Below are 25,479 nucleotides of genomic sequence, written 5' to 3'. Positions count from 1 at the left end.
TTAACTCAATCAATTGTGGTTTCATAATCTGAAATTTTGTTAAATTCATGATTGTTACATGTTGGAGTTTGTCGCACGTTGTTTTCGTTTTGTAAAATATAATTCTGATTAACCTTGGTTTAAAAGAGGGATTTACTGTTTGTGATGGGTGTCGATTCAAGCGGTTTTGGCGATGTAAATGTTTGAATTTGACGATAATGGGTGCTTTAACAATGGTGTAGACATTGAATGTCGATACAGAGATAACTGCACGATTCATTACGTTCACTTAAAAGAAACGAAAAAGTTACACTTTTTGACAAAAAGCGCTTGAGTTCTGTTTCTGAAAAACTTATAGATGGGGGAGAGCAATTTTTAATTTATACATGGAGAGTGAGCGATGAGAGTAGGTCTAGTTGGTTGGCGCGGTATGGTTGGTTCTGTACTAATGCAACGTATGGTTGAAGAGAAAGACTTCGACTTGATTGAGCCTGTTTATTACAGCACATCTCAGATTGGTATTCCTGCCCCTGTTCTAGGTGGTAAAGATGCGGGTCTACTTCAAGACGCTTTTGATATTGATAGCCTAAAACAGCTTGATGCTGTGATTACCTGTCAAGGCGGCGATTACACATCAAAAGTATACCCAGCATTGCGTCAAGCAGGTTGGAAAGGTTACTGGATTGATGCGGCTTCTACCTTACGTATGGACGCTGATTCAATCATCACTCTTGATCCTGTTAACTTGGCTCAAATTCAGCAAGGCATTCACGGCGGTACTAACACTTTCGTTGGTGGTAACTGTACTGTGAGCTTAATGCTTATGGCTTTGGGTGGCCTTTACGAGAAAGGCATGGTCGAGTGGATGAGTGCCATGACTTACCAAGCGGCTTCTGGTGCCGGTGCTAAGAACATGCGTGAACTGATCTCACAAATGGGTGTGATCAACGATAGCGTAAGTTCAGAGCTAGCAAACCCTTCAAGTTCCATACTTGATATTGATAAAAAAGTCGCTGATACCATTCGTTCATCTTCATTCCCAACAGACCAATTTGGTGCTCCGCTTGCGGGCTCACTAATCCCTTGGATCGATGTGAAGCGTGAAAATGGTCAAAGCAAAGAAGAATGGAAAGCAGGCGTTGAAGCGAACAAGATTCTTGGCCTAGATGGTCAGCCAATCCCGATTGATGGTACTTGTGTACGAATCGGTGCAATGCGTTGTCATGCTCAAGCACTAACAATCAAGCTTAAGCAAGACGTGCCAATGGACGAGATCGAAGAGATCATCGCGACGCACAATGATTGGGTTAAAGTGGTTCCTAATGACCGTGACATCACGGCACAGGAGCTAACACCAGCGAAAGTAACAGGTACTATGTCTGTACCAGTAGGTCGTCTGCGTAAGATGTCTATGGGTAACGACTTCCTGAACGCGTTCACTGTCGGTGACCAATTACTTTGGGGTGCTGCAGAACCACTACGTCGTACTTTGCGAATTATCCTTGCTGAGAAAGCGTAATAGGCAAGATTGCTTAAATTCTATTAGCTGATAAACCGAAAGGGTTGACGATAAACGTCAACCCTTTTTAGTTTATTGATATCTCGTTATTCGGCCCTCGAAACTGCCCTTAAATCTCTTCGCATCTCGCTACTCGAATCTCGTGCCTGCTTTTATTTCTCGTCGGTGACGACACGCTTGTCTGGATCTGCCAATTCACTCGCACAGTGTTTGCAATACATGGCATCCGAATCATGGCCAGCGCGGTTGCAGTTCGGGCACTTAACCAACTCTTTGTGTGAGTTCATTTCATTACTGAGTTCTGCGGTAATGATACCCGTTGGGACGGCTAGGATAGAGTAACCCAATAGCATGGTAAGCGAAGCGATCGCTTTACCTAACGCGGTTTGGGGGATCATGTCACCGTAGCCAACCGTGGTGATGGTTACAATTGCCCAATAAATACTGTGGGGAATACTGGTGAAGCCATTTTCTGGTCCTTCAATAACAAAGATCAGAGCGCCGAAGATAACGACCAAGATACCCACTGTACTGAAGAAGATCAGTATCTTTCGTCGTGCCATCAACAGTGAGCGCAACAAGATATTGGAATCTTGCAGGTAGCGAACCAGTTTTAGGATTCGGAAGATACGCATCACACGCAGCAGTCTCACTACACCCATAAATGAAGCGCCTGGGAAGATGATTGCTAGGTAGGTTGGAAGAATCGCCAATAGGTCAACGACACCGTAAAAGCTGGTGGCATAAGATTTTGGTTTCGGAGAGCAATAGAGCCTTAATAAATACTCAAGAGTAAAGAGGGCTGTAAAGGTGTATTCGATATAACGCAGCTGCTGTGACCATTCGGTCATCACATTAGGGATGGACTCTAAGATCAGAACCAACAGCGAAGCCAAGATTGCAACGATCAGAGAGATATCAAATGCACGTCCGGCTGGCGTGTGAGTACCAAAGATAATGACGTACAAATGATGCTTTAGTGGCTTGCGTGACATAAGGAAAGATTCATCTTCTGTTAAATGCATTAACAATCATTATACAAGCTTCATAATAACGAGGCGAGTGAAAGCCCAATTGCTTTACTCGCCTCATCTATATTTCAATATTGTTGCCCTTTATAGAGCAACCGAAATGCCGTTAAACGTTATGCCAAACCTGGGAACAGATTACGTAGGCCATTGGCGATGAACTCGATGCCCAATGCGCCAAGAATCAAGCCCATGATACGAGTGATCACGTTGATACCCGTTTGACCTAAAAAGCGAACGATAACCGGCGCTGAACGGAACAAAAGCCAAGAGCATGTTGCAAACGCGATGATACTAATGCCGATGCCTACGGTATCAATGGCTGCTGGATAGCGAGACCCATAAACAATGGTCGAGCTGATTGCACCCGGACCCGCCATTAGCGGCATAGCCAGTGGAACAACTCCGATTTGCTCTTTGCTGATGTATTCAGATTTCTCTTGTTTGTTCTGTTTATCTTCACCGAGCTTACCGCTCATCATCGAAAATGCGATGCTCAGCAATAGCAAACCACCTGCAACACGAAATGAATCTAGCGAGATGCTAAACATATCAAGCAGCATTTGCCCCGCAACAAGCGACACAATCAGGATAACGGCAACAGCAATGTTTGCTTGTAAGGCTGTCCTGTTCCTCTCTTCTGGCGGCATCTGAGCAGTAAGAGAAACAAAAACAGGCATGATGCCGATAGGGTTTACGGCAGCAACAAGCCCAAGGAAGAATTGCATAAAAATTGCGAGTTCTAAGCCTTGCATGAGAGCGGTCTCCAGTTAGCGTACTTAAAGTTGAAGTGTTGATCTGTGAATAGTCAGAGCGCGTAATGTAAGGGACAAACTCAATTTGCACGAATGAAAAAAACTAACCTGAAATAGGGGATTTTTTTTAGAAAAACTAATTGAATCTCACTTTTGTATTCGCCTTGTTGAAAGCTAGTTGTTAGTGTTTCATTTTGTAACTTGTTATTAAGTAACTGTTAACCATCGCACGAATTTAATAAAAATTATGTCAGAATCTAGCCGCTGCAACGGTATGGATATACTCTCAGTAGCACGAATATAGCTGTATACATGTAATTTAACGGACTAAAAATGAAACTTTTTTACAGTTTATGACGCTATGTAGAAAAAAGTTGTCTGTTTGCTTGTTTTTTGCGCTAACGGAAAGTGTGATTTTAATCTATGTAAATCATGCTCTTAAGTTAATTTTTGCGATTGCCTTACTACTTTCTGGTTAATTCTTTTTGGGTAACTGATCTGGGTCAATTTTTTTCACACAGTGAAATAATATACTCAGTCCTGAAAGCAATTTACTAAGAACGCTGATGTTTAAGGTTAAAGGCAAGCAGCGAATTTAATAAAAAGTTTTTAATATTTATTATTTTAGGAGATCCACCATGCCTGTAACTAACTTAGCGGAACTTGATGCTCTAGTAGCTCGCGTTAAAGCAGCACAAGAAGAGTTTGCAACATTCTCTCAAGAGAAAGTAGACGCAATCTTCCGTGCAGCTTCTCTTGCTGCTAACCACGCTCGTATCCCACTTGCACAACAAGCAGTTGCTGAATCTGGAATGGGTATTGTTGAAGATAAGGTTATCAAAAACCACTTTGCATCTGAATTTATCTACAACAAATACAAAGACGAAAAAACATGTGGCATCTTAGAAGAAGATGACAGCCTAGGCACAATGACTATCGCTGAGCCTGTAGGTATCATCTGTGGTATCGTTCCAACAACGAACCCAACTTCTACAGCAATCTTCAAATCTCTAATCTCTCTTAAGACACGTAACGGCATCATCTTCTCGCCACACCCACGTGCAAAGAACTCTACTAACGACGCTGCTAAACTTGTTTTAGATGCGGCTGTTAAAGCGGGCGCACCAAAAGACATCATCGGTTGGATCGACCAACCATCTGTAGAGCTTTCTAACGCGCTTATGAAGCACGACGGTATCGCGCTTATCCTAGCTACTGGTGGTCCAGGCATGGTTAAAGCAGCATACTCTTCTGGTAAGCCTGCTATCGGTGTTGGTGCTGGTAACGTTCCTGTTGTTATCGATGAAACAGCTGACATCAAACGTGCTGTAGCATCTATTCTTATGTCTAAAACATTCGATAACGGCGTAGTATGTGCTTCTGAGCAAGCTGCAATCGTAGTTAGCGAAGTATATGACGAAGTTAAAGAGCGTTTTGCTTCTCACAAAGCTCACGTTCTATCTAAAACTGACGCAGATAAAGTACGTAAAGTTCTTCTTATCGACGGTAACCTAAACGCTAAGATCGTAGGTCAACCTGCTCCAGCAATCGCTGAAATGGCTGGTGTTAAAGTTCCTGCTGATACTAAAGTTCTTGTAGGTGAAGGTCTTGGTAAAGTTTCTTACGATGACGAATTCGCTCACGAGAAACTGTCTCCAACTCTAGGTCTATTCCGCGCAGACGATTTCGAAGACGCTGTTGCTCAAGCGGTAACGATGGTTGAAATCGGTGGTATCGGTCACACGTCTGGTCTTTACACTAACCAAGACGTAAACGCAGATCGTATTCGTTACTTCGGTGACAAGATGAAGACGGCTCGTATCCTAATCAACATCCCTACTACTCACGGTGGTATCGGTGACCTGTACAACTTCAACGTTGCACCTTCTCTAACTCTTGGTTGTGGTTCATGGGGTGGTAACTCTATCTCTGAGAACGTAGGTCCTAAGCACCTTATCAACAAGAAAACTGTAGCGAAGCGAGCTGAAAATATGTTGTGGCACAAACTACCTAAGTCTATCTACTTCCGTCGTGGCAGCCTTCCAATCGCAATGAGCGACCTAGAAGGTAAGAAACGCGCATTCCTAGTAACTGACCGTTTCTTGTTCAACAACGGTTACGCAGACGACGTAGTACAAATCCTGAAAGCACAGGGTATTGAAGTTCAAGTATTCTTCGATGTAGAAGCGGATCCAACACTGTCTGTTGTTGAGAAAGGCGCTGAAGCAATGAAGAGCTTCCAACCTGACGTAATCCTTGCTCTAGGTGGCGGTTCTCCAATGGATGCTGCTAAGATCATGTGGGTTATGTACGAGCACCCAGAAACTCACTTCGAAGAACTTGCAATGCGCTTTATGGATATCCGTAAACGTATCTACAAGTTCCCTAAAATGGGTAAAAAAGCTGAGCTTGTATGTATCACTACAACTTCAGGTACGGGTTCAGAAGTTACGCCTTTCGCCGTTGTTACTGACGACAAGACTGGTGCTAAATACCCACTAGCGGATTACGAAATCACGCCAAACATGGCTGTTGTTGATGCTAACCTAGTAATGAATATGCCTAAGTCTCTAACAGCGTTCGGTGGTTACGATGCCGTAACTCACGCTCTTGAAGCTTACGTATCAGTTCTTGCGAACGAATACTCAGATGGTCAAGCTCTACAAGCTCTTAAGATGCTTAAAGAATACCTACCATCAAGCTACAAAAACGGTTCAGCAGACCCAATCGCTCGTGAGAAAGTACACAACGCTGCAACGATTGCTGGTATTGCCTTTGCGAACGCATTCCTAGGTGTGTGTCACTCAATGGCTCACAAAATTGGTGCTGAGTTCCACCTACCACACGGTCTTGCTAACGCACTACTTATCTCAAACGTTGTACGTTACAACGCGAACGATAACCCAACTAAGCAAACTGCATTCTCTCAGTACGACCGCCCACAAGCACGTCGTCGTTACGCTGAAGTTGCTGACCACCTAGGCCTAAGCCAAGCTGGTGACCGTACTGCTCAGAAGATTGAACGTCTACTAACTTGGTTAGAAGAGCTTAAGAACGACCTAGACATCCCACTATCAATCCAAGCTGCGGGTGTTAACGAGTCTGACTTCATCGCTAAACTAGACGAGCTAGCTGTTGAAGCGTTCGATGACCAGTGTACAGGTGCTAACCCACGTTACCCACTAATCACTGAGCTAAAAGAAGTACTAACAACGTCTTACTTCGGTACTCCTTACGTTGAAGGTGAAACTTTCGAAGGCACTACAGTGATTCTTAAGAAAGCTGACCAAAAGCCAGCTGACGCGAAAGCGGCAAAAGCTAAAAAAGAAAAAGCTAACGCATAATAAGTAAGCATTAGTTTTGAGATAAGTTTTCGCTAGCACGAACCTTATCTATCGGGAAAAGATCAAAGCCCTAGTCGAGAGACTGGGGCTTTTTTTATGTTTACTGCCTGCTCTACGCGGCTTGAAAGGCTAGACTTACGTCACTCGATTAGAAATGAATGGCTCAAATGTGCTTGGCATCGGGGAAGAACTAAACCTCAGCAGCGACCACTCGCCCACTAAAGTAATCATTAGAGACGATGTATTCCGTTGTTCTGGTCAGTTCATCTTGCAGCTGAGCCCAGTGGCATCGGTTGAGTTTGCCATCGGAGTTATGGACTGCAGGGACAACACCGCCGACTCGAATACCAAATGGAGTCAGTTCTTTGGCCCAGCTATGGGTAAAGCCAGTGATCATTGAATTCGCACTCTCTAAGCCGGACACGTCATGGAAATCATCGTGAGAGATCACATTCACAATAACGCCTTCTTTATCCTCCTCTCGTAATCTCTCGGCACTGATTTGCCCAAATGCGAAAAGAGTCGTAGCCATAGAAGAAAGATCATTGATAAAGCTACTGACAGGCTGATCGCCAATTAGGCTTGGCATCGGAGAGCTTATCCAATTATTGACCAGTACATCGGGTGTAGTGTTGAAGGTGGTTTGAATAAAATCAAACACACTGAGAATTGCTTGGTTGTCATTACTTTTGAGCGTGTAGTGGTAAACCGAGTCAGAAAAACGAGCACATTGTAAATAGGTCGCTTGAAGTGCTTCCGTGTCTTTATCACAAAGGATGACTGTGGCTCCAAGGTTAACAAAGTGGTTCGCAATCGTCCCTCCGAGTCGCGAGCCTGCAGATGTCACCAATATAATTGAGCTTTTTATTTCCATCCCAGCACCTAAATAAATCGTCCATGTCGGATAAGGATGGGTTAAATTTCATACAATGGGTGTGAAGAGGTTCAAACAAAGGCGTGCCAATTGATAAGTTTTTATGAACTTAGTGGCAGCTCACATTTCGCAGTAACTTCAAGTAGTAATCGACAACTCGTATTTCACGCTCACCCAAGGCTGGTGGTTCATATCACTCATGTGAATAATTTGAAATGCGGCGAACTAATCAAGAATAGCAGTTGATAGAGAGCGAAAGAGAGGAAAGGTAGGTGGCAGCTATACTTGAGCTTGAATTTGGTACTGACGTTGGGCAGTTGATAGTTCATTGTAGAGCGTAGCAAGTGGCAAATCAGGTACTTGTTTGTTTGCCAATTTACGTCGGTCATGACCAGAAAGGTTTTGGTAAACCTCTTCGGGTAAGTCGGCCGTATCTTCAGGCATGAAGGCAAGGGCTTCCGGTTTCAAGTAATGGCTGAGTTTTGCGCTGGCAAGGCTAGCTTGATGAAAATGATTAGATTGCTGAGCTGAAATCTCATACGAGGATTGGTTCGAACGCAGCTGTTGCGGCTCTGCAACGCCGAAGTGTTTACGCAGGCGATCATCAGTTGTCTCTGTGACTTCAATGGTGTCAATCGGCGTGCAATCACGAACGTCATTAGAAAACATAGATAACAGCAACGCGAAATCTGCACGGCGACCTTGTTCAACCGCTTGGCTGATCCCGATGCCGAACTTCAGTTCGTTGATGATTCCTGCTTTGTCTAAAGTATGTATTTGCATGCTGCCTCTCATTGGATACACCTTTAACGGCATGGAGTCGGCAAACTTTAGTGTTTAATTACAGGCAAATAGAGAATTTATGCAGGGCGGGGAAGAGTGCTAGGAGTTGGTCGAGAAGTAAGCTCTCTTGGCTAACTGGCTAACTGGCTAACTGGCTAACTGGCTAATAGGTTAATAGGCTAAGAAAGGTCTAGATTTTGTGGAATACGATAGATACAAAAAAGCTCACGCCGAGGCATGAGCTTTCAATAGATAACTCGCTATAAATAGCGCAGCGTAAGTAATAATTACTTAGCTAGGTTCTCTTCTACGAAAGACCAGTTTACTAGGTTCCAGAATGCAGCCATGTAGTCAGGGCGAACATTGCGGAAATCGATGTAGTAAGCGTGTTCCCATAGGTCAACAGTTAGAAGTGGAGTAACACCTTCTTCTGTTAGAGGAGTAGCAGCGTTAGAAGTGTTAACGATGTCTAGAGAACCGTCAGCTTTCTTAACTAACCAAGTCCAAGAAGAACCGAAGTTGTTGATTGCTGAATCAGTGAATTTCGCTTTGAATTCTTCGAAAGAACCGAATGCAGCGTTGATAGCTTCTGCAACAGCGCCAGTTGGTTCGCCGCCTGCTTTAGGAGCAAGACAGTGCCAGTAGAACGTGTGGTTCCAGATTTGAGCAGCGTTATTGAAAACACCACCAGTAGAAGTCTTAACGATCTCTTCTAGTGTTTTGCCTTCAAACTCAGTACCTGGGATAAGACCGTTTAGCTTAACAACGTAAGTGTTGTGGTGCTTACCGTGGTGGAAATCTAGCGTTTCTGCTGAGATGTGTGGTTCTAGCGCGTCTTTCGCGTAAGGAAGAGCCGGTAGTTCAAATGCCATTGCTCAATTCTCCATTGATATGAAAGAGTTAACTCTTTCGATTGCTTCCAGTGATATTATTATTCATGGTTCGCTTTACAGCCAACCATGGTCAATTTGCTGACTTGCGATATAGTTTAGCAAGTTTTTACTTTATTAAAAGCTTAATTCATCACTTTTGTGTGAATTGTTAGCTTAGCTCTTAAACCGCTTTTTTTATATGGTTTTTATTCTTTTGGTTTGGGGTAGAATAAAGGCAATAAAAGCCGTAATCCATTAACGAGGAAGCAATGGAAACTATCGATAAAATCAAACAGCAAATTGAAGAAAACACCATTCTACTTTACATGAAAGGTTCTCCTAAGCTGCCAAGCTGTGGTTTTTCTTCTCAAGCATCTCAAGCTCTAATGGCATGTGGTGAAAAATTTGCTTACGTAGATATCCTACAAAACCCTGACATCCGTGCAGAGCTTCCAGCTTACGCACAATGGCCAACGTTCCCACAACTTTGGGTTGACGGTGAGCTGATCGGTGGTTGTGACATCATTCTTGAGATGTTCCAAAAAGGCGAACTTCAGCCAATCGTTAAAGAAGCGGCTGCTAAAGTAGCTGGCGACGACGCTGAGTAAGCTTTAAGCCTTTGCGCTTAAATATTGAATGGAAGGGGCCCTTAATGAGGCTCCTTTTTTGTTTGAATGGTTTGAAAGACTCGATAAGGAATGAACAATGGACGTAAAACTTCATTATGTGCATGACCCAATGTGCAGTTGGTGTTGGGGTTATAAGCCAACATTAGAACTCTTAAAACAGCAGCTACCTGCGAGTATTGAGTTTAACTACGTAGTCGGTGGTTTGGCCCCTGATTCTGAAGATCCAATGTCAGAAGAGATGAAAGGTAAGCTGCAAGCTATCTGGAAGCAGATTGAAGCTAAGTTGGATACTGAGTTCAACCACGAATTTTGGACTGAATGCCAACCAGTTCGCAGCACTTACCCTGCTTGTCGTGCCGTGATCGCTGCTGGTTTTCAAGACCATTACGAAGCGATGCTTGAAGCAATTCAACACGCTTACTATCTTCGTGCGATGTTGCCACACAGCCAAGAAACGCATTTGCAGTTAGCTGAAGAGCTAGGGATGAATGTACAACAGTTTGAAAATGATCTTTCTAGTAAGTTATTGGAAAGTGAATTAGATGACCAGTTAGGCTTTAAAGAAGCGATGGGCGTACATTCTTACCCGACGTTAATGCTTGAAGTGAACGGTATCTTTAGTGAAGTTGAGTTAGATTACCAATCGACTGAAGCGACGCTTAAGTCGATTCGTGAAGTGCTTGTGAACAACGCTCCCGCTGCATAATTCTGCGAGAGTTGTCTGTATTAATGCAAATTATTTCCAAGGCTTACTCATCAGGGTAAGCCTTTTTTGTTTGGTGTCGCCGGTTCATTGAGAGGAAGGAAGAGTGGAATGAATCCCAGGAACAAAAAAGACCGCACGAGGCGGTCTTTATAATGTCTTTCTTTAGCTTATAGCTTATAGCTTACTACTTACGGTTTATTGCGTATCGATTCTTAGCTAAAGAACCTAATTACAGAACCATAGCCGCAACCCAACCGAATACGATCAGTGGGATGTTGTAGTGTAAGAATGTCGGTACAACGGTTTCCCAAACGTGCTCGTGTTGACCATCAGCATTTAGACCAGACGTTGGACCTAATGTTGAGTCAGAAGCCGGAGAGCCCGCATCACCTAGCGCTGCAGCTGTACCTACTAAAGCGATCGTTGCCATTGGTGAGAAACCAAATGCAGCCGCTAGTGGAACGTAGATAGTCGCAAGGATTGGAATCGTAGAGAACGAAGAACCGATACCCATTGTTACCAACAGGCCAACGACTAGCATAAGCAGTGCCGCTAGAGGTTTGTTGTCACCAATGCTTGTTGAAAGTGCTTCAACCAGAGACTCAACGCCACCCGTTTGCTTCATAACCGCCGCAAAACCTGCCGCTGCAATCATGATGAAACCGATCATTGCCATCATGTGAACGCCTTTAGTGAAGACATCGTGTGTCTCTTTCCAAGCGATTACACCACCGAAGGTGAATACCATGAAACCAGCCAAAGCACCGATGATCATAGAACCTGTCGATAGTTGAACCGTTAGCGCAGCAACAATACCAGCAGCAGCCACAAGGATGTGCTTCTTGTTGATCTCTTTCACTTCGGTTGAAACAACAGTATGAGACGTTTCTTTGTATTGACGTGGCTTACGGTAAGTAAAGAATACTGCCGTAAGAAGGCCAAAGATCATGCCTGCAGCCGGTAACAACATCGCCATTGGTACTTGGCTAGCTACTACGTTTTCAAGACCGTTGTCGTGAAGGTTTTTAAGCAGGATGTTGTTTAGGAAGATGCCACCAAAACCGATAGGTAGAACCATATACGGAGTAATCAGACCAAAAGTAAGTACACACGCAACCAGACGACGGTCTAGGTTCATTTTTGCGAATACGCCTAATAGAGGTGGGATTAAGATTGGGATAAAGGCGATATGTACAGGGATTACGTTTTGCGAAGACATGGTCACTAGGATCAAAGACGCTAGGATGCCATATTTTAGACCATTAGACGCTGCACTGTTCTCTTTACCGTGAATACGCTTAATGACGCTTTGAGCAAGCAGATCTGTGATACCAGAACGTGAGATAGCAACAGCGAATGTACCAAGCATAGCGTAGCTAAGTGCGATAGTTGCACCGCCACCTAATCCGCTTTCGAAAGCCGCGACTGCGTCGTTCAAGCCCATACCTGAGGCTACGCCACCGATAATTGCGCTGAACGTGAGAGCAACGACTACGTTTACGCGCATCAAAGCTAAAACCAGCATGATGCAAACTGAAATTACAACAGGATTCATATTATTCTCGGGATGTTGTGTTTTTTATGAAGGCAATACGAGTGAACGTTTACCGACTCTATTTTTTATTCTTCGTCAACAAGAGGCCAACCACCAAGGGCTTTCCATTTGTTTACAATGCCGCAAAATAACTCTGTGGTTTTTTGCGTATCATACAAAGCAGAGTGTGCTTCTTTGTTGTCAAATTCCATCCCTGCAGTGCGGCAAGCTTTAGCCAAAACGGTTTGACCGTAGGCGAGACCACTAAGAGCTGCAGTGTCAAAAGTAGCAAATGGATGGAAAGGGACGCGTTTAAGCTTACAGCGCTCACTTGCTGCATTAACGAAGTTCAAATCGAATGTAGCGTTGTGAGCAACCATGATTGCGCGACTGCAATCTGAAGCTTTTTGTTCTTTTCTCACTAGCTTGTAGATTTCTTTAAGGGCTTCTTGTTCCGACACTGCACCACGTAATGGGCTAAATGGGTCTTTAATTCCGTTAAAGTCTAATGCTGCCTGCTCTATATTTGCGCCTTCAAAAGGCTCAATGTGAAAATGAAGCGTTGATGCAGGGTGCAGATCTCCGTTCTCATCCATTTTTAACGTAATGGCACAGATCTCTAATAATGCATCGGTTTCAGCGTTAAACCCTGCGGTTTCCACGTCGATGACCACTGGAAAATAGCCACGAAAGCGTTTTTTTAGGGTCAGAGCTTCGTTTTCTACAGTCATGTTAGCCCAAATAAGTGTGATTAAGGCTGCATTATTGCAGATAATAGCAGTGATAAAAACTAGGTAAGGGCAATAAATCATAAATTACCTAATCCATTGCGGCTTGATAATTGCATATTTAAACGTGAGAGAAAAATGCGGCAATTGGCTGCATTGTTAAACGAATTGCTTAAGAGATACTCCACTTTATGAAGAAACAACTCATAACAGGTTCAATACTATTTTCGCTACTTATGTCGTCACCAGTAATGGCACAAGAAAAGCGTTACGGAGCATCTCCTCAACAGTCAACGTGGGAGATGGTGGCCAACACGCCACTCGAATGCCGCTTGGTTCACCCTATCCCAAATTTTGGTGATGCTGAGTTTTCATCTCGCGCGAGTAAAAAAATCATTTTGGACTTTGAGCTTAAAATGCGTCGCCCAATGGGGGCTACACGTAATGTTAGCTTAATCTCTATGCCGCCACCTTGGCGTCCGGGCGAAAGTGCTGATCGCATGACTACGATTAAATTCTTCCAACAATTTGATGGCTATGTCGGTGGTCAAACAGCTTGGGGGATTTTGAGTGAGTTGGAGAAAGGTCGCTACCCGACATTCAGTTACCAAGAGTGGCAGAGCCGAGATCAGCGTATCGAAGTATCGTTATCGTCGGTGTTATTCCAAGAAAAATACAATGTGTTCAGTGACTGTGTTGCTAACCTGCTGCCTTACAGCTTTGAAGATATCTCTTTCACTATTTTGCACTATGACCGTAACAGTGATCAGCTGAACAAGTCGTCGCGCAAAAGGCTGAGCCAAATTGCTGATTATGTTCGCTACAACCAAGACATCGATCTTGTGCTGGTGGCAACGTACACCGATTCTGTCGACAGCAAAGGTATTAGCCAAAACCTTTCAGAGCGCAGAGCGGAATCGTTAAGAGAGTACTTCAAATCTTTAGGCTTGCCAGAAGATCGTATCCAAGTTCAGGGCTATGGTAAACGTCGCCCGATTGCAGACAACAATTCGCCAATCGGTAAAGACAAGAACCGACGCGTTGTGATCTCTTTAGGTCGTACGCAGGTTTAAGCAGAATAATTGCTTGTTTTGAAATCAGATAGCCCGTCGTAATGACGGGCTTTTTTGTCTTTAAAATTTGGAGCTATTGTCTAAACGTAACTCGTTTAGTTCAAGCGGAAACGAGCGATCATTTCACAGTTGGTCGCGGTATCGATCTTTTCTACCATAGAAGCAATTTTAGGATTGGGATGGCGTTTCATGAAATCGATCAGCGCTTTCTTACAGCAACCAATAGAATCGATAAAGCTGGAACATTGAGTGTTAGGGCACTGCGGGATCAGTGTCAGCACTTTTTCTGAAGCCAGTTGAAGATACTTGAGCTCGTATTCGGTATCACCAGCCCATCGCCAGAATTGCGCGAGATTGTGACAAGAGATCACTGAGATCAGTAGGCGTTCGTCAGCCTGAATATCAGTGCGTTCAGTAATTTCTTCGCTTAAGTTTAATGCTTGCTGATAGTGAAGAATACTTCGTACAGGATCGTCGAGCTGCAATGCAGTATCGGCAAGTAACGTGTGTTTTTCCCATTCGCTAATCATTGTATTACCTCACTAATCAATAGGTGGTTAATTTAAATGATAATCATTATCATGTAAAGTTTCATTGGTGAGATTGTTAATAATAATTAGTGAAGGGTATTGTTCATGCGTGGAAACATAAAAAAGAAGCGAGCATAGGGCTCGCTTCTTTTGGTATTGGTTTAGGCTTTTATTTTCAAAGCCAAACTTCATAGCGGTTTGTTAGGAATTAACCTTCTAGACCAGCACTTGCTTGTTTGTTCTGAATAAGTTCAATCATGTAGCCATCAGGATCTTTAACGAATGCGATGTGTGTGGAGCCGCCTTTAACCGGACCAGCTTCACGCGTTACGTTACCGCCTGCTGCTTTAATTGCATCACACGTTGTGTAGATGTCATCAACACCTATAGCAACGTGACCAAAAGCTGAGCCAAGGTCGTATTCAGTCGTGCCCCAGTTGTGAGTCAGCTCAATCACAGCTCCTTGAGATTCATCACCAAAGCCAACGAAAGCCAGCGTGTATTCGTACTCTTTGTTTTCGTTCTTACGTAATAGCTGCATGCCCATTACATTGGTGTAGAACTCGATAGACTTGTCTAGATCACCCACGCGTAGCATGGTGTGTAAAATACGACCGTTTGACATGATTTGCTCCTAGCTTTAATTATGTATACGTTTTTGTAATTCTGTTTATGCCGCTAGAAAAATGCGGCATTGTTTAGCTTCTTAGCTTCTTAGCTTCTTAGCTTCTTACTTAGAGCTAAAGCTTATGAGCCTAGACGTCTGTCTTCTCTTTGAACTCACATAGGTCTTCAATGATACAGCTGCCACAGCGTGGTTTACGCGCGACACAGGTGTAACGTCCATGAAGAATGAGCCAATGGTGGACATCCAGTTTGAATTCTTTTGGAATGACTTTGAGCAGCTTAGCTTCAACATCATCGACCGTTTTACCCATCGCTAACTTGGTGCGGTTTGATACACGGTAGATGTGAGTGTCAACGGCAATGGTTGGCCAACCGAAAGCGGTATTCAATACTACGTTGGCAGTCTTACGGCCAACGCCAGGAAGGGCTTCTAATGCAGCGCGATCTTCCGGTACTTCACCATTGTGTAGGTCAAGCAGCATACGACACGTTTTGATGGTGTTTTCTGCTTTCGAATTAAATAGGCCGATGGTCTTGATGTACTCTTTTAGGCCATCGACACCTAGGTCGAAAATAGCCTGTGGAGTATTAGCCACAGGATAAAGCTTATCAGTGGCTTTGTTGACGCTGACATCGGTTGCCTGCGCAGATAAGAGCACGGCGATCAGCAACTCGAAAGGGCTGTTCCAGTTAAGCTCGGTTTCTGGATTTGGATTGTTTTCTCTCAAACGCTCAAGTATTTCTACTCGTTTTACATTGTTCATAGCGACATTACTTTCAAATAGTTAGGGCTTGAGTTCCGGCGAAGTTCTTTCAAACTTACTCGTTTTAAAATAACAAGTTTCGCAATGGTTCAGGCTTTATCATCGGTTACGCGCTCTTATGAGCGTCATTATTATGTGTACTTGGTCAATCTATTTACCTGCTGAGCGGTTGAGCTACTCAGCAGGGTTTAAGCTACTGTAACTTATCAGGCATTGGTAACGCGAGCGCGTTCAATAGCTGGTTTTTCTTGTTTTGGCTGTCTAGATTTAGCTTGGTTGTCGATGATGTTTTTCAAAGCAATCAAGAAACCAACACCAATGAAGGCACCGGGTGGTAGCAGGGCTAACAAGAAGCTGTTATCAAATTGGAATATCTGGATTCGTAACACCGAAGCCCAATCACCAAGGAGTAGGTCTGCGCCATCAAATAGGGTTCCGTTACCAATAACCTCACGCATCGCACCCAATACAACCAGTACCGATGTCATGCCAAGACCCATCCAGAAACCATCTTGAGCAGCAGGTAGCACTTCGTTTTTAGACGCGAAGGCTTCAGCTCGGCCAATGATGATACAGTTGGTTACGATCAGTGGGATGAAGATACCCAAAGAGAGGTAAAGGCCATACGCGTATGCGTTCATCAGAAGTTGAACACAGGTTACCAGTGACGCAATGATCATCACGAATACTGGAATACGCACTTCTTTTGGCACATGGTTTCGAACCAGAGAAACAGACACGTTCGACCCGACCAATACAAGCAAGGTAGCGATACCTAATCCAAGAGCGTTAGTCACAGTTGAAGAGACAGCCAACAGCGGACATAAGCCAAGGAGTTGCACTAGGGCAGGGTTGTTGGCCCACATGCCATTTTTAATTAGTGTTTTATGGTCACTCATTATTCACCACCACAATTTAGAGGTTGAGCAAGCAATGCTTGGTTATTTTGGTTAACGTATTGAACCGCCTGTTTGACGGACTTAACGACAGCTCTTGGTGTGATGGTTGCGCCGGTAAACTGGTCGAAATCACCACCATCTTTACGAACCTTCCAACGGTCAAGATTCGACTCGGTTACTTGTTTACCTGCAAAAGAGAGTATCCAATCACTCACTCGAAGGTCAATCTTATCGCCTAACCCCGGAGTTTCCCTGTGGGAAAGCACACGTGTACCTAAAATGGTACCGTCAATTTTCATCCCAACAATTACTTTTATTGCACCATTGTAGCCATCAGGAGCAATGGCTTCGATCGCAATCGCGCTAGGTTCACCGTTGAGTGTAGCAATATAAGCCGGCATTGCTTGTTCTGTTCCAAGCTCCTCAGCTTCCACCAAAGTACAAGCTGAAAACAGCTCGTTGTCATGAAGATCGTGCGGGATCACTTGGTTAAGCACAGACAGTAACTGAGCCTGTTCTTGTTGTTTGATCTGATCTTTGGTCAGGTAGTGAGTAACGGCCACCAAACCTGTCGAAGCGCAGGCAAAAATCGCAAGTACAAGACCGTTTTTCTTAATTGCATTTAGCATAGTATCTGCTTCCTTAGTGGCCGTATGTACGAGGTTTGGTGTAGTAGTCAATCAGTGGAACACACATGTTGGCTAACAATACAGCAAACGCCACGCCATCAGGGAAGCCACCCCAACTGCGGATAATAAAGACTAACCCGCCAATCAGGGCACCAAATACCAAGCGACCTTTAACTGTCGTCGAGGCTGAAACCGGATCGGTTGCAATGAAGAATGCACCAAGCATGGTTGCGCCAGACAATAGGTGAATGGTTGGCGAAGCGGTTTCACCTGGCGTCAACACCAAGAACACTAGGCTAAATAGGGTCAAGCTACCGATGAAAGCTACCGGAATATGCCATTGAATCACACGTTGCTTAATCAACACTAGGCCACCAACAAGGTAAGCAAGGTTTACCCATTCCCAACCCACGCCAGCTAACCAGCTAAATTGAGGTTGAGATAGAGCTTCAGAAGCGGTGTTGCCTGCTGTTAATGCGGTTTTGAAGGCATCGAGTGGCGTCGCCATTGTGGTGCCATCAATACCTAAACGAGCTTGCTGCAGAGACAACCCTTCATTATTGAAACCAGTAAAGATCATCAAGAAAGAGTCAACAAAGCTTGTTGCTTCAGCCGTTAAGCTGGCCGGTGCATTCCAACTGGTCATTTGAACTGGAAATGAGATCAGCAAAACAACGTAAGCAACCATCGCTGGATTAAATGGATTTTGTCCAAGGCCGCCATATAGGTGCTTAGCGATGACAATAGCGAAGAACATACCTATGACTAGAATCCACCACGGAGAGTGTGGGGGAATCGCGACACTGAGTAGCCAAGCGGTCACAACAGCGCTGTAATCACGTAATGCCATCACTGGCGGACGTTTTCTTAGCAGCATTACAGCGGCTTCAAAGGTAACAGCAAGTGCAATAGCAAATACTAACTGGATGAGCGTACCCCATCCAAAGAAGTAGGTTTGAGCTAGTAGACCTGGCAATGCACAAATAGCGACCCATTTCATGAGATCAGGGGTGCTTCTACGATTGTGTGCGTGCGGTGAGCTGGCGATAAAGAAGGCCACTACTCTTTCTCCTCATTATTCTTTTTGTCTTGCTCTTGCTGCGCCTTTCTTGCTTTAGCACGAGCAATTGCGGCAGCAACAGCTGCTTTTTTAGGATCGACTGGTTCTGATTGAATCTCAGCTTCCACTTCAATTTCAACTACAGCTTCAGGAGCGGTTGCTTCTGCTTCGACCTGCTTAGCTTGCTGTGCTTTCTTCGCTTTAGCGCGAGCTATTGCAGCGGCAACGGCAGCTTTTTTAGGATCGACGGGCTCTGATTGAATTTCAGCTTCAACTTCAATCACTGGCTCAGGAGTTTCTGCTGTTTGGTCTTGCTTAGCTTGCTGTGCTTTCTTGGCTTTAGCACGAGCAATGGCCGCAGCGACAGCATCTTTCTTAGCATCGCCAGAACTTTTAACCGGAGCTTCACTTTCGGTTTGAGTAGCTGATTCAGCTTGTTGTGCTTTTTTGGCTTTAGCGCGAGCAATGGCCGCAGCGACGGCATCTTTCTTAGCATCGCCAGAGCTTTTAGCTGGAGCTTCACTTTCGGTTTGAGCAGCTGATTCCGTTTGTTGAGCTTTCTTGGCTTTAGCACGAGCAATGGCCGTAGCGACTGCGTCTTTCTTGGCATCGCCAGAGCTTTTAGCTGGAGCTTCACTTTCGGTTTGAGCAGCTGATTCTGCTTGTTGTGCTTTCTTCGCTTTAGCGCGAGCAATTGCTGCAGCGACTGCGTCTTTCTTAGCGTCGCCAGAACTTTTAACCGGCGCTTCACTTTCGGTTTGAGCAGCTGATTCTGCTTGTTGAGCTTTCTTGGCTTTAGCACGAGCGATAGCTGCAGCAACAGCATCTTTCTTAGCGTCGCCAGAACTTTCAGCTGAAGCTTCAGACGCTGACTCCGCTTGTTGAGCTTTCTTGGCTTTAGCGCGAGCAATAGCCGCAGCGATAGCATCTTTCTTAGTATCGCCAGAGTTCTCTGCTGGATTATCCGTTGCAGCTTGTTGTGCTTTACGTTCTCTAGCTTGTCTCTTACGCTCTTCTCGTAACTTAGACATTTCAGAGTTATCAGGTCCGGCGTCGTTTGCTTTTTGAGCTGCAGCTTGTTTCGCTTTTGCCTTCGCAATCGCAGCGGCTACCGCAGGTTTCACGGCTGGTTCTGCATTAGCTGTTTGGTCTGCCGCAGCTTTTTGCGCTTTAACGCGAGCAATCGCAGCTGCAATCGCATCATCACCATCCGCAGACTTCATATCTTTACGACGGTTGTCAGCAGCTTTCTTGAAGCGATTTTCACGTTCAGCTTTGTCACGCTCCATACGAGCGTTTTTCTCTTCGAAACGAATCTTGGCGCGTTCTGCGGCCGTTGCTTCATCTTTTCTTGTTTTGATTTCTGCTTTTGCCTGGCGATAGTACTGAACAAGAGGGATTTCACTTGGGCAGACAAACGCACAAGCACCACATTCAATACAGTCTTTAATATTCAGCTCTTCACACTTATCCAACTCGTTGGCTTTCGCATGCCATTGCAGTTGTTGAGGAAGTAGAGACGCAGGACAAGCTTCAGCACACGCGCTGCAACGAATACATTCCATCTCGTAAGTGCTTGGTGAGATCTCACGACGCGTTGGCGCTAAAATACAGTTCGACGTTTTGGTGATTGGCACATTGGCATGTGGCAAGGTGAAGCCCATCATAGGGCCGCCCAAAATCAAACGCGGCAATTTTTTATCGGCTTTGTAGCCAAACTCTTCAAGTAACTCATGTACAGGTGTGCCTAATAGCGCCCAAACGTTACGAGGTTGCTTAAAGGTTTTACCGGTTAAGGTCACAACGCGGTTAACCACAGGTTCGCCGTCAATTACCGCTCGCTTAATAGAATAAAGAGAACCGACGTTCTGAACCAAAACACCAATGTCTGCAGGGATGCCGCCAGCTGGAACCTCTTTGTTGGTGAGGATCTTGATAAGTTGCTTCTCACCACCAGAAGGGTATTTAGTTGGGATAACACGAATGACGATATCTTTGTCTTTCGCAGCAATCTCAAGAGCTTTTATCGCATCTGGTTTGTTGTCTTCAATGCCGATAACCGTCAACTTTGGTTGAAGAATGTGTTCAACCACTTCGATGCCTTTTAATACTTCTTCGGCATGCTCTTGCAGCAACTTGTCATCTGAGGTGATGTAAGGTTCACACTCAGCAGCGTTGACGATTAAAATGTCGGTACGACCTAAGCCGGATTGAAGCTTTTTAGCGGTGGGGAAGCCTGCGCCACCCATGCCTGAGATACCAGCTTGGCGAATTACATCAAGCAGTTCATCGGATGTCTTTGTAGAAAAATCTTCAACCGGGTGTTTTGCAACCCAAGCGTCGAGGCCATCAGGTTTAATAACCACGCACACGTCGCTCAAGCCTGAAGGGTGAGCGGTGGTTCGTGGTTCGATAGCGGTAATCACACCCGATGTTGGTGCATGTACTGGCAAAGTAAAACCAGTCTCTAAGGCCGTCAGTTGTTGACCTTTGAGTACGGCATCACCGACAGCAACCAACAAGTTACCAGGCTTACCGATGTGCTGTTTCACTGGAAGAACGATTTCTTCTGGGAGCCTTGCATGCACGATATCAGTAGTATTCGACTGTTTCTTGTTTTCAGCAGGGTGCACACCGCCCGGGAAGTTCCAAATTGAGCCCGTGCGAATTTGTTCAATTAAAGAGATCATACTAACCCTATGCCTTAGGCTCTGACGCGGTCGCATCAGTCGCTTGGTTAGTGATATCAGTAACAGGAATGATGTTCATCTGCCATTTCCAATTTTCAGTCGTTGTTGCCACTGGAATCATTTCGATACAGTCAGTAGGGCACGGTGCGACACATAGATCACAACCTGTACATTCATCTTTGATTACTGTGTGAAGTGCCTTGGTGCCACCAACAATGGCGTCGACAGGGCAGGCTTGAATGCATTTGGTACAGCCAATACACATATCTTCATGAATGAAGGCAACGGTTTTTACTTTGTTATCTAAGTCATGAGCGGAGTCTTCAACTTCTACGCCCATTAAATCTGCAAGCTTTTCAATCGTAGCTTGGCCGCCGGGAGGACATTTGTTGATCTTATCTCCGTTAGCGATCGCCTCTGCGTATGGGCGGCAACCGGGGTAGCCACACTGGCCACATTGAGTTTGCGGTAAAATTGTGTCGATTTGATCAACGATCGGATCGGCTTCTACTTTAAAGCGGATAGAAGCAAAGCCTAAGATAGCGCCAAAAACGGCGGCTAAAACGGCGAGTGCAATGATTGCGATTAAGATGGTGCTCATGCTTATTTCACCAACCCAGTAAAGCCCATAAATGCCAGAGACATTAGGCCTGCTGTGATCATCGCAATCGATGCACCTTTGAATGGCATTGGAACATCAGCAACCGCAATACGCTCACGCATTGCAGCAAATAGGATCAATACAAGCGAGAAACCAACCGCAGCGCCGAAACCATAGATGATTGACTGAATGAAGTTGTGGTTTTCATTGATGTTCAGAAGTGCCACACCTAACACCGCGCAGTTGGTGGTGATAAGAGGCAGGAAGATACCCAACAGGCGATATAGAGTTGGGCTGGTTTTGTGAACGACCATTTCCGTAAATTGAACAACCACCGCGATAACCAAGATGAAGCTCATGGTACGCAGGTATTCAATACCCAGAGGGGTAAGGATGTAGGTTTCTACTAGGTATGCAGATACCGACGCTAGCGTCAGAACGAAAGTCGTCGCGAGGCCCATGCCAATCGCAGTCTCCAGTTTCTTGGAGACTCCCATGAAAGGACATAGCCCTAAAAATTTCACTAGTACAAAGTTATTGACCAGCACTGTGCCAACCAACAACAAAAGGTATTCGGTCATAATGGATTAATTCTTGAGATTCCGATCCCGATATTATCCTGCTTTGCTTACCTAATAACAACCAAGGATCACTAGGGATTTAGACACTTGGTGAAAAAAACATCAGGTAATCGATTGATTATTAAAGTTACCGTAAGTATAGACGGCCAATTTTTACTTCGTGAGACAGTTTATAGGAGTAGTCAAACTGGATCTTTCATAAGATCATTCTTGAATTGAACTCGATTTACTTCCTACGAATAGGGTCATATTTGTGGCTTTTTGTGCTCAGAACTATCAAAAAGAGAAGGAAAGCAGCGAGTCGAATACGTTCCCAAACCGCTAAAACGCAAAAAGCCGCATCGAGTGATGCGGCTTCTTTAAATTTGGCTCCCCTTGCAAGACTTGAACTTGCGACATACGGATTAACAGTCCGCCGTTCTACCAACTGAACTAAAGGGGAATTGCTTGTTAGCGACGCGGATTTTAATAATAGTCCGAATTTCTGTCAATAAAAAATAGCAGAAAAAAATAATATAAAAAACTTTACTTTCTTGGACGCCTTACCGGATTTAGCTTTTCTTTAGTTATCCACCAAAGTTGTGGATAAGTGTGTGTGTGAAACTTTAACAACAATAATTGGGATAAATCTGAGAATATAAAAATCTGAGGTAAGGTAATGTATTTAAAAGATTTGTATCAAAATATCACGATTGTATAACTTTTGACGATTATAAAACATACAGTAAAACAAGTGCTATTTTTAGATTTTTTGGGGAAAAGTAGTGGATGAAAAATTGAGTGATTTAGCTGAAGAGATCTTGCAAGGGCACGGATAATACCAAGTTCTAAAAGTAAAAGCTATCACTGATATCTAATCTTAAGATGCATTTCTCTAGATAATAGTTGCAACTACACTCCTCCTAGAGTGACAATGACCTGATTATAAAAACAGTATGGAAATGGTGACCTATGAGTAAACTCTTTGACTTGGTATCGGACTATAGCCCATCCGGAGATCAGCCGACTGCGATAACCAAATTATTAGATGGATTAGATTCCGGTTTGGCACATCAAACTCTATTAGGGGTTACGGGCTCTGGTAAAACCTTTACGTTAGCCAACGTCATTTCTCAATCTCAAAGACCTGCAATTTTGTTAGCCCCTAACAAAACGTTGGCAGCTCAACTTTATGGCGAGATGAAATCTTTCTTTCCGAATAACTCCGTTGAGTACTTTGTTTCTTACTACGATTATTACCAACCGGAAGCCTACGTTCCAACCACGGATACCTTTATTGAGAAAGATGCGTCGATAAATGCTCATATTGAGCAAATGAGACTTTCAGCTACCAAAGCTTTGTTAGAAAGAAAAGATGCCATTATTGTTGCGTCTGTATCGGCTATCTACGGTCTTGGTGATCCTAAGTCTTATTTGAAGATGATGCTTCATTTGAGTCGTGGTGAGGTGATGGATCAGCGAGACATCCTACGCCGCTTGGCTGAGCTGCAATATTCAAGAAACGATGTCGCATTTGAACGTGGGCAGTTCCGTGTTCGTGGTGAAGTTATTGATATCTTTCCCGCTGAATCTGACCAAGATGCGGTTCGAATTGAAATGTTCGATGACGAAGTGGACTGCATTAGTATTTTTGATCCTCTGACTGGTGCGGTGAAACAAAGAGACTTACCGCGTTTTACCGTTTATCCAAAAACTCACTATGTAACCCCAAGAGAGAAGATCCTTGAGGCGATTGAGAAAATTAAGGATGAGTTGCGCGATAGGGCTCAATACCTAAAAGACAACAACAAACTGTTAGAAGAACAGCGTATTTCTCAAAGAACTCAGTTTGATATCGAGATGATGACGGAGTTGGGTTTCTGTTCCGGTATCGAAAACTATTCACGATACTTGAGCGGCCGTGCGGAAGGGGAAGCGCCTCCAACGTTATTTGATTACCTACCTGATGATGGTTTGCTGATCATCGATGAGTCACACGTAACTGTGCCGCAAATTGGCGCCATGTATAAAGGTGACCGCTCTCGTAAAGAAACTTTGGTTGAGTTTGGCTTTAGGTTGCCTTCTGCGTTAGATAACCGTCCGATGAAGTTTGAAGAGTTTGAGTCTATCGCTCCTCAGACCATTTTTGTGTCGGCGACGCCGGGTAATTATGAGATTGAGAAATCAGATGGTGAGATTGCTGATCAAGTGGTGCGTCCTACTGGTCTGTTAGACCCAATCATCGAAGTAAGACCTGTCGCGACTCAGGTGGATGACTTGTTATCTGAAATCAGAATCCGTTCAGTTAAAGAAGAGCGCGTATTGGTCACTACGTTGACTAAACGAATGGCAGAAGACTTAACCGAATACCTTAGTGAGCATGGTGTTAAGGTTCGTTATTTGCACTCGGATATCGATACCGTTGAGCGTGTAGAGATTATTCGAGACCTACGTTTGGGCGAGTTCGACGTGTTAGTGGGTATTAACTTACTTCGTGAAGGTTTGGATATGCCTGAAGTGTCGCTGGTGGCGATTCTTGATGCAGACAAAGAGGGCTTCTTGCGTTCTGAGCGTTCTCTGATCCAAACCATTGGTCGTGCTGCGCGTAACTTGGAAGGTAGAGCGATCCTTTATGGTGATTCGATTACTAAGTCGATGAGAAAAGCGATTGATGAAACCGATCGTCGTAGAGAGAAACAGCAGGCTTACAACGAAGAGCAAGGCATCACGCCGCAAGCGTTGAAACGCAATATCAAAGACATTATGGAACTGGGTGATCTAACCAAGTCGAAGCAGCAGCGCCAATCGAAACAAGTTCCACTATCTAAGGTGGCAGAGCCTTCTGAAAGTTATGCAGTACTTACGCCGCAACAGCTTGATAAAGAGATCAGCAAGCTAGAAGCTGCGATGTATCAGCATGCTCAGAATCTGGAATTTGAATTGGCCGCACAGAAGCGTGATGAAATTGAGCAGTTAAGAAAGCAGTTTATTACCAACAGTTAATCTCACTTTTCACTCGAGAAGTATTCCCCTCAACACAAGAATTGAGAGTGTTTCAGACAAAAAAACAGCCAGTAGTAAATGTTCTACTGGCTTACGTTTGTGAACACTCGGTCCACTAACAACGTCAGTTGGCTAGGTGACCCGAAGGTCATTCATACCGTTGCATCGTTCGTGCCAGATAGATAAAACATTGATTGTTTGAAGTAAGTAAAAAAACACACTACAAATGTTGTGGCTAATTTGCATAATGCAAAGCGGAATGCGACTATAATAAGAAATGCAAATTATAAAT

At 44.3% G+C, this 25,479-nt stretch carries 22 protein-coding genes and 1 tRNA gene; 6 read left to right on the top strand and 17 right to left on the bottom strand.

Annotated features, from left to right (window positions below; genetic code table 11):
- Positions 1-379: 379 nt before the first annotated feature.
- Positions 380-1,498 carry an aspartate-semialdehyde dehydrogenase gene (asd, locus tag DUN60_RS09455; RefSeq protein WP_017079532.1) on the top strand — a complete coding sequence of 373 codons (1,119 nt, stop codon included), beginning with the start codon at positions 380-382 and terminating at the stop codon, positions 1,496-1,498.
- 152 nt (positions 1,499-1,650) lie between these two features.
- Here asd and DUN60_RS09450 read toward each other — a convergent pair whose 3' ends face one another.
- Both DUN60_RS09450 and DUN60_RS09445 read right to left on the bottom strand, forming a co-directional pair.
- Positions 1,651-2,493: an ion transporter gene (locus DUN60_RS09450; protein ID WP_026012221.1), complete on the bottom strand. Its 843-nt coding sequence runs from the start codon at positions 2,491-2,493 to the stop codon at positions 1,651-1,653.
- A 149-nt stretch (positions 2,494-2,642) separates the two neighbouring features.
- Complete coding sequence (locus DUN60_RS09445; protein WP_114633825.1) at positions 2,643-3,281, bottom strand: YchE family NAAT transporter; 639 nt, start codon at positions 3,279-3,281, stop codon at positions 2,643-2,645.
- A gap of 638 nt (positions 3,282-3,919) precedes the next feature.
- Between DUN60_RS09445 and adhE the strand changes: the two genes are divergently transcribed.
- On the top strand, positions 3,920-6,625 hold the full coding sequence (gene adhE, locus DUN60_RS09440; RefSeq protein WP_054547228.1) for a bifunctional acetaldehyde-CoA/alcohol dehydrogenase: 2,706 nt from the start codon (positions 3,920-3,922) through the stop codon (positions 6,623-6,625).
- A gap of 190 nt (positions 6,626-6,815) precedes the next feature.
- On the opposite strand, the gene DUN60_RS09435 is transcribed toward adhE, so the two are convergent.
- The 3 genes from DUN60_RS09435 to sodB all read right to left on the bottom strand — a co-directional run bounded on the left by DUN60_RS09435 (position 6,816) and on the right by sodB (position 9,154).
- On the bottom strand, positions 6,816-7,499 hold the full coding sequence (locus DUN60_RS09435; RefSeq protein ID WP_054547229.1) for an SDR family oxidoreductase: 684 nt from the start codon (positions 7,497-7,499) through the stop codon (positions 6,816-6,818).
- Positions 7,500-7,778: 279 nt separating this feature from the next.
- On the bottom strand, positions 7,779-8,282 hold the full coding sequence (locus tag DUN60_RS09430; protein ID WP_268808335.1) for a VC2046/SO_2500 family protein: 504 nt from the start codon (positions 8,280-8,282) through the stop codon (positions 7,779-7,781).
- 287 nt (positions 8,283-8,569) lie between these two features.
- Entirely contained in the window at positions 8,570-9,154 is a 585-nt protein-coding gene (sodB, locus tag DUN60_RS09425) for a superoxide dismutase [Fe] (RefSeq protein WP_004734050.1), read from the bottom strand.
- A gap of 269 nt (positions 9,155-9,423) precedes the next feature.
- On the opposite strand from sodB, the gene DUN60_RS09420 reads away from it, so the two are divergent.
- On the top strand, positions 9,424-9,762 hold the full coding sequence (locus DUN60_RS09420) for a Grx4 family monothiol glutaredoxin (RefSeq protein ID WP_017076187.1): 339 nt from the start codon (positions 9,424-9,426) through the stop codon (positions 9,760-9,762).
- A gap of 97 nt (positions 9,763-9,859) precedes the next feature.
- Positions 9,860-10,489: a DsbA family protein gene (locus DUN60_RS09415; RefSeq protein WP_114633824.1), complete on the top strand. Its 630-nt coding sequence runs from the start codon at positions 9,860-9,862 to the stop codon at positions 10,487-10,489.
- A gap of 229 nt (positions 10,490-10,718) precedes the next feature.
- Here the strand turns inward: DUN60_RS09415 and DUN60_RS09410 are convergent, their stop codons facing one another.
- Together DUN60_RS09410 and rnt are read right to left on the bottom strand one after the other, a co-directional pair.
- Positions 10,719-12,044: a Na+/H+ antiporter family protein gene (locus DUN60_RS09410; protein ID WP_054547232.1), complete on the bottom strand. Its 1,326-nt coding sequence runs from the start codon at positions 12,042-12,044 to the stop codon at positions 10,719-10,721.
- A 65-nt stretch (positions 12,045-12,109) separates the two neighbouring features.
- Positions 12,110-12,754: a ribonuclease T gene (gene rnt / locus DUN60_RS09405; protein WP_017061178.1), complete on the bottom strand. Its 645-nt coding sequence runs from the start codon at positions 12,752-12,754 to the stop codon at positions 12,110-12,112.
- Positions 12,755-12,942: 188 nt separating this feature from the next.
- Between rnt and motY the strand changes: the two genes are divergently transcribed.
- Positions 12,943-13,824 (top strand): flagellar protein MotY, encoded by an 882-nt coding sequence (gene motY / locus DUN60_RS09400; protein WP_114633823.1) that lies wholly within the window; start codon positions 12,943-12,945, stop codon positions 13,822-13,824.
- A gap of 95 nt (positions 13,825-13,919) precedes the next feature.
- On the opposite strand, the gene DUN60_RS09395 is transcribed toward motY, so the two are convergent.
- The 10 genes from DUN60_RS09395 to DUN60_RS09350 form a co-directional block, all read right to left on the bottom strand.
- Positions 13,920-14,354 carry a DUF2753 domain-containing protein gene (locus tag DUN60_RS09395; protein WP_004734047.1) on the bottom strand — a complete coding sequence of 145 codons (435 nt, stop codon included), beginning with the start codon at positions 14,352-14,354 and terminating at the stop codon, positions 13,920-13,922.
- A 208-nt stretch (positions 14,355-14,562) separates the two neighbouring features.
- On the bottom strand, positions 14,563-14,979 hold the full coding sequence (gene gloA, locus DUN60_RS09390; RefSeq protein WP_054547234.1) for a lactoylglutathione lyase: 417 nt from the start codon (positions 14,977-14,979) through the stop codon (positions 14,563-14,565).
- 130 nt (positions 14,980-15,109) lie between these two features.
- Positions 15,110-15,745, bottom strand: coding sequence for an endonuclease III (nth, locus tag DUN60_RS09385; RefSeq protein ID WP_102281089.1), 636 nt, complete (start codon positions 15,743-15,745; stop codon positions 15,110-15,112).
- 206 nt (positions 15,746-15,951) lie between these two features.
- Positions 15,952-16,644, bottom strand: coding sequence for an electron transport complex subunit E (locus tag DUN60_RS09380; RefSeq protein ID WP_017088559.1), 693 nt, complete (start codon positions 16,642-16,644; stop codon positions 15,952-15,954).
- A complete protein-coding gene (gene rsxG / locus DUN60_RS09375; RefSeq protein ID WP_004734043.1) occupies positions 16,644-17,273 on the bottom strand; it encodes an electron transport complex subunit RsxG in 630 nt (209 codons plus the stop codon). Before rsxG ends, DUN60_RS09380 begins: the two co-directional genes overlap by 1 nt.
- A gap of 13 nt (positions 17,274-17,286) precedes the next feature.
- Positions 17,287-18,333: an electron transport complex subunit RsxD gene (rsxD, locus tag DUN60_RS09370; protein WP_019822352.1), complete on the bottom strand. Its 1,047-nt coding sequence runs from the start codon at positions 18,331-18,333 to the stop codon at positions 17,287-17,289.
- Complete coding sequence (rsxC, locus tag DUN60_RS09365; protein ID WP_114633822.1) at positions 18,333-21,023, bottom strand: electron transport complex subunit RsxC; 2,691 nt, start codon at positions 21,021-21,023, stop codon at positions 18,333-18,335. Before rsxC ends, rsxD begins: the two co-directional genes overlap by 1 nt.
- Positions 21,024-21,030: 7 nt before the next feature.
- Positions 21,031-21,624 (bottom strand): electron transport complex subunit RsxB, encoded by a 594-nt coding sequence (rsxB, locus tag DUN60_RS09360; protein WP_004734040.1) that lies wholly within the window; start codon positions 21,622-21,624, stop codon positions 21,031-21,033.
- Positions 21,625-21,626: 2 nt separating this feature from the next.
- The gene (rsxA, locus tag DUN60_RS09355) at positions 21,627-22,205 is read right to left on the bottom strand and encodes an electron transport complex subunit RsxA (protein WP_004734039.1); all 579 of its coding nucleotides are present in this window, start codon (positions 22,203-22,205) and stop codon (positions 21,627-21,629) included.
- 366 nt (positions 22,206-22,571) lie between these two features.
- Positions 22,572-22,647 (bottom strand) — tRNA-Asn (locus tag DUN60_RS09350).
- A 509-nt stretch (positions 22,648-23,156) separates the two neighbouring features.
- Here DUN60_RS09350 and uvrB point away from each other — a divergent pair.
- Entirely contained in the window at positions 23,157-25,187 is a 2,031-nt protein-coding gene (uvrB, locus tag DUN60_RS09345) for an excinuclease ABC subunit UvrB (RefSeq protein ID WP_102445087.1), read from the top strand.
- Positions 25,188-25,479: the final 292 nt, after the last annotated feature.

It is taken from the genome of Vibrio splendidus, assembly GCF_003345295.1.
Lineage (GTDB): Bacteria > Pseudomonadota > Gammaproteobacteria > Enterobacterales > Vibrionaceae > Vibrio > Vibrio splendidus_K.
The sequence above is the reverse complement of the archived record's forward strand: the minus strand, read 5'-3'. Positions and strand labels throughout refer to the sequence as shown.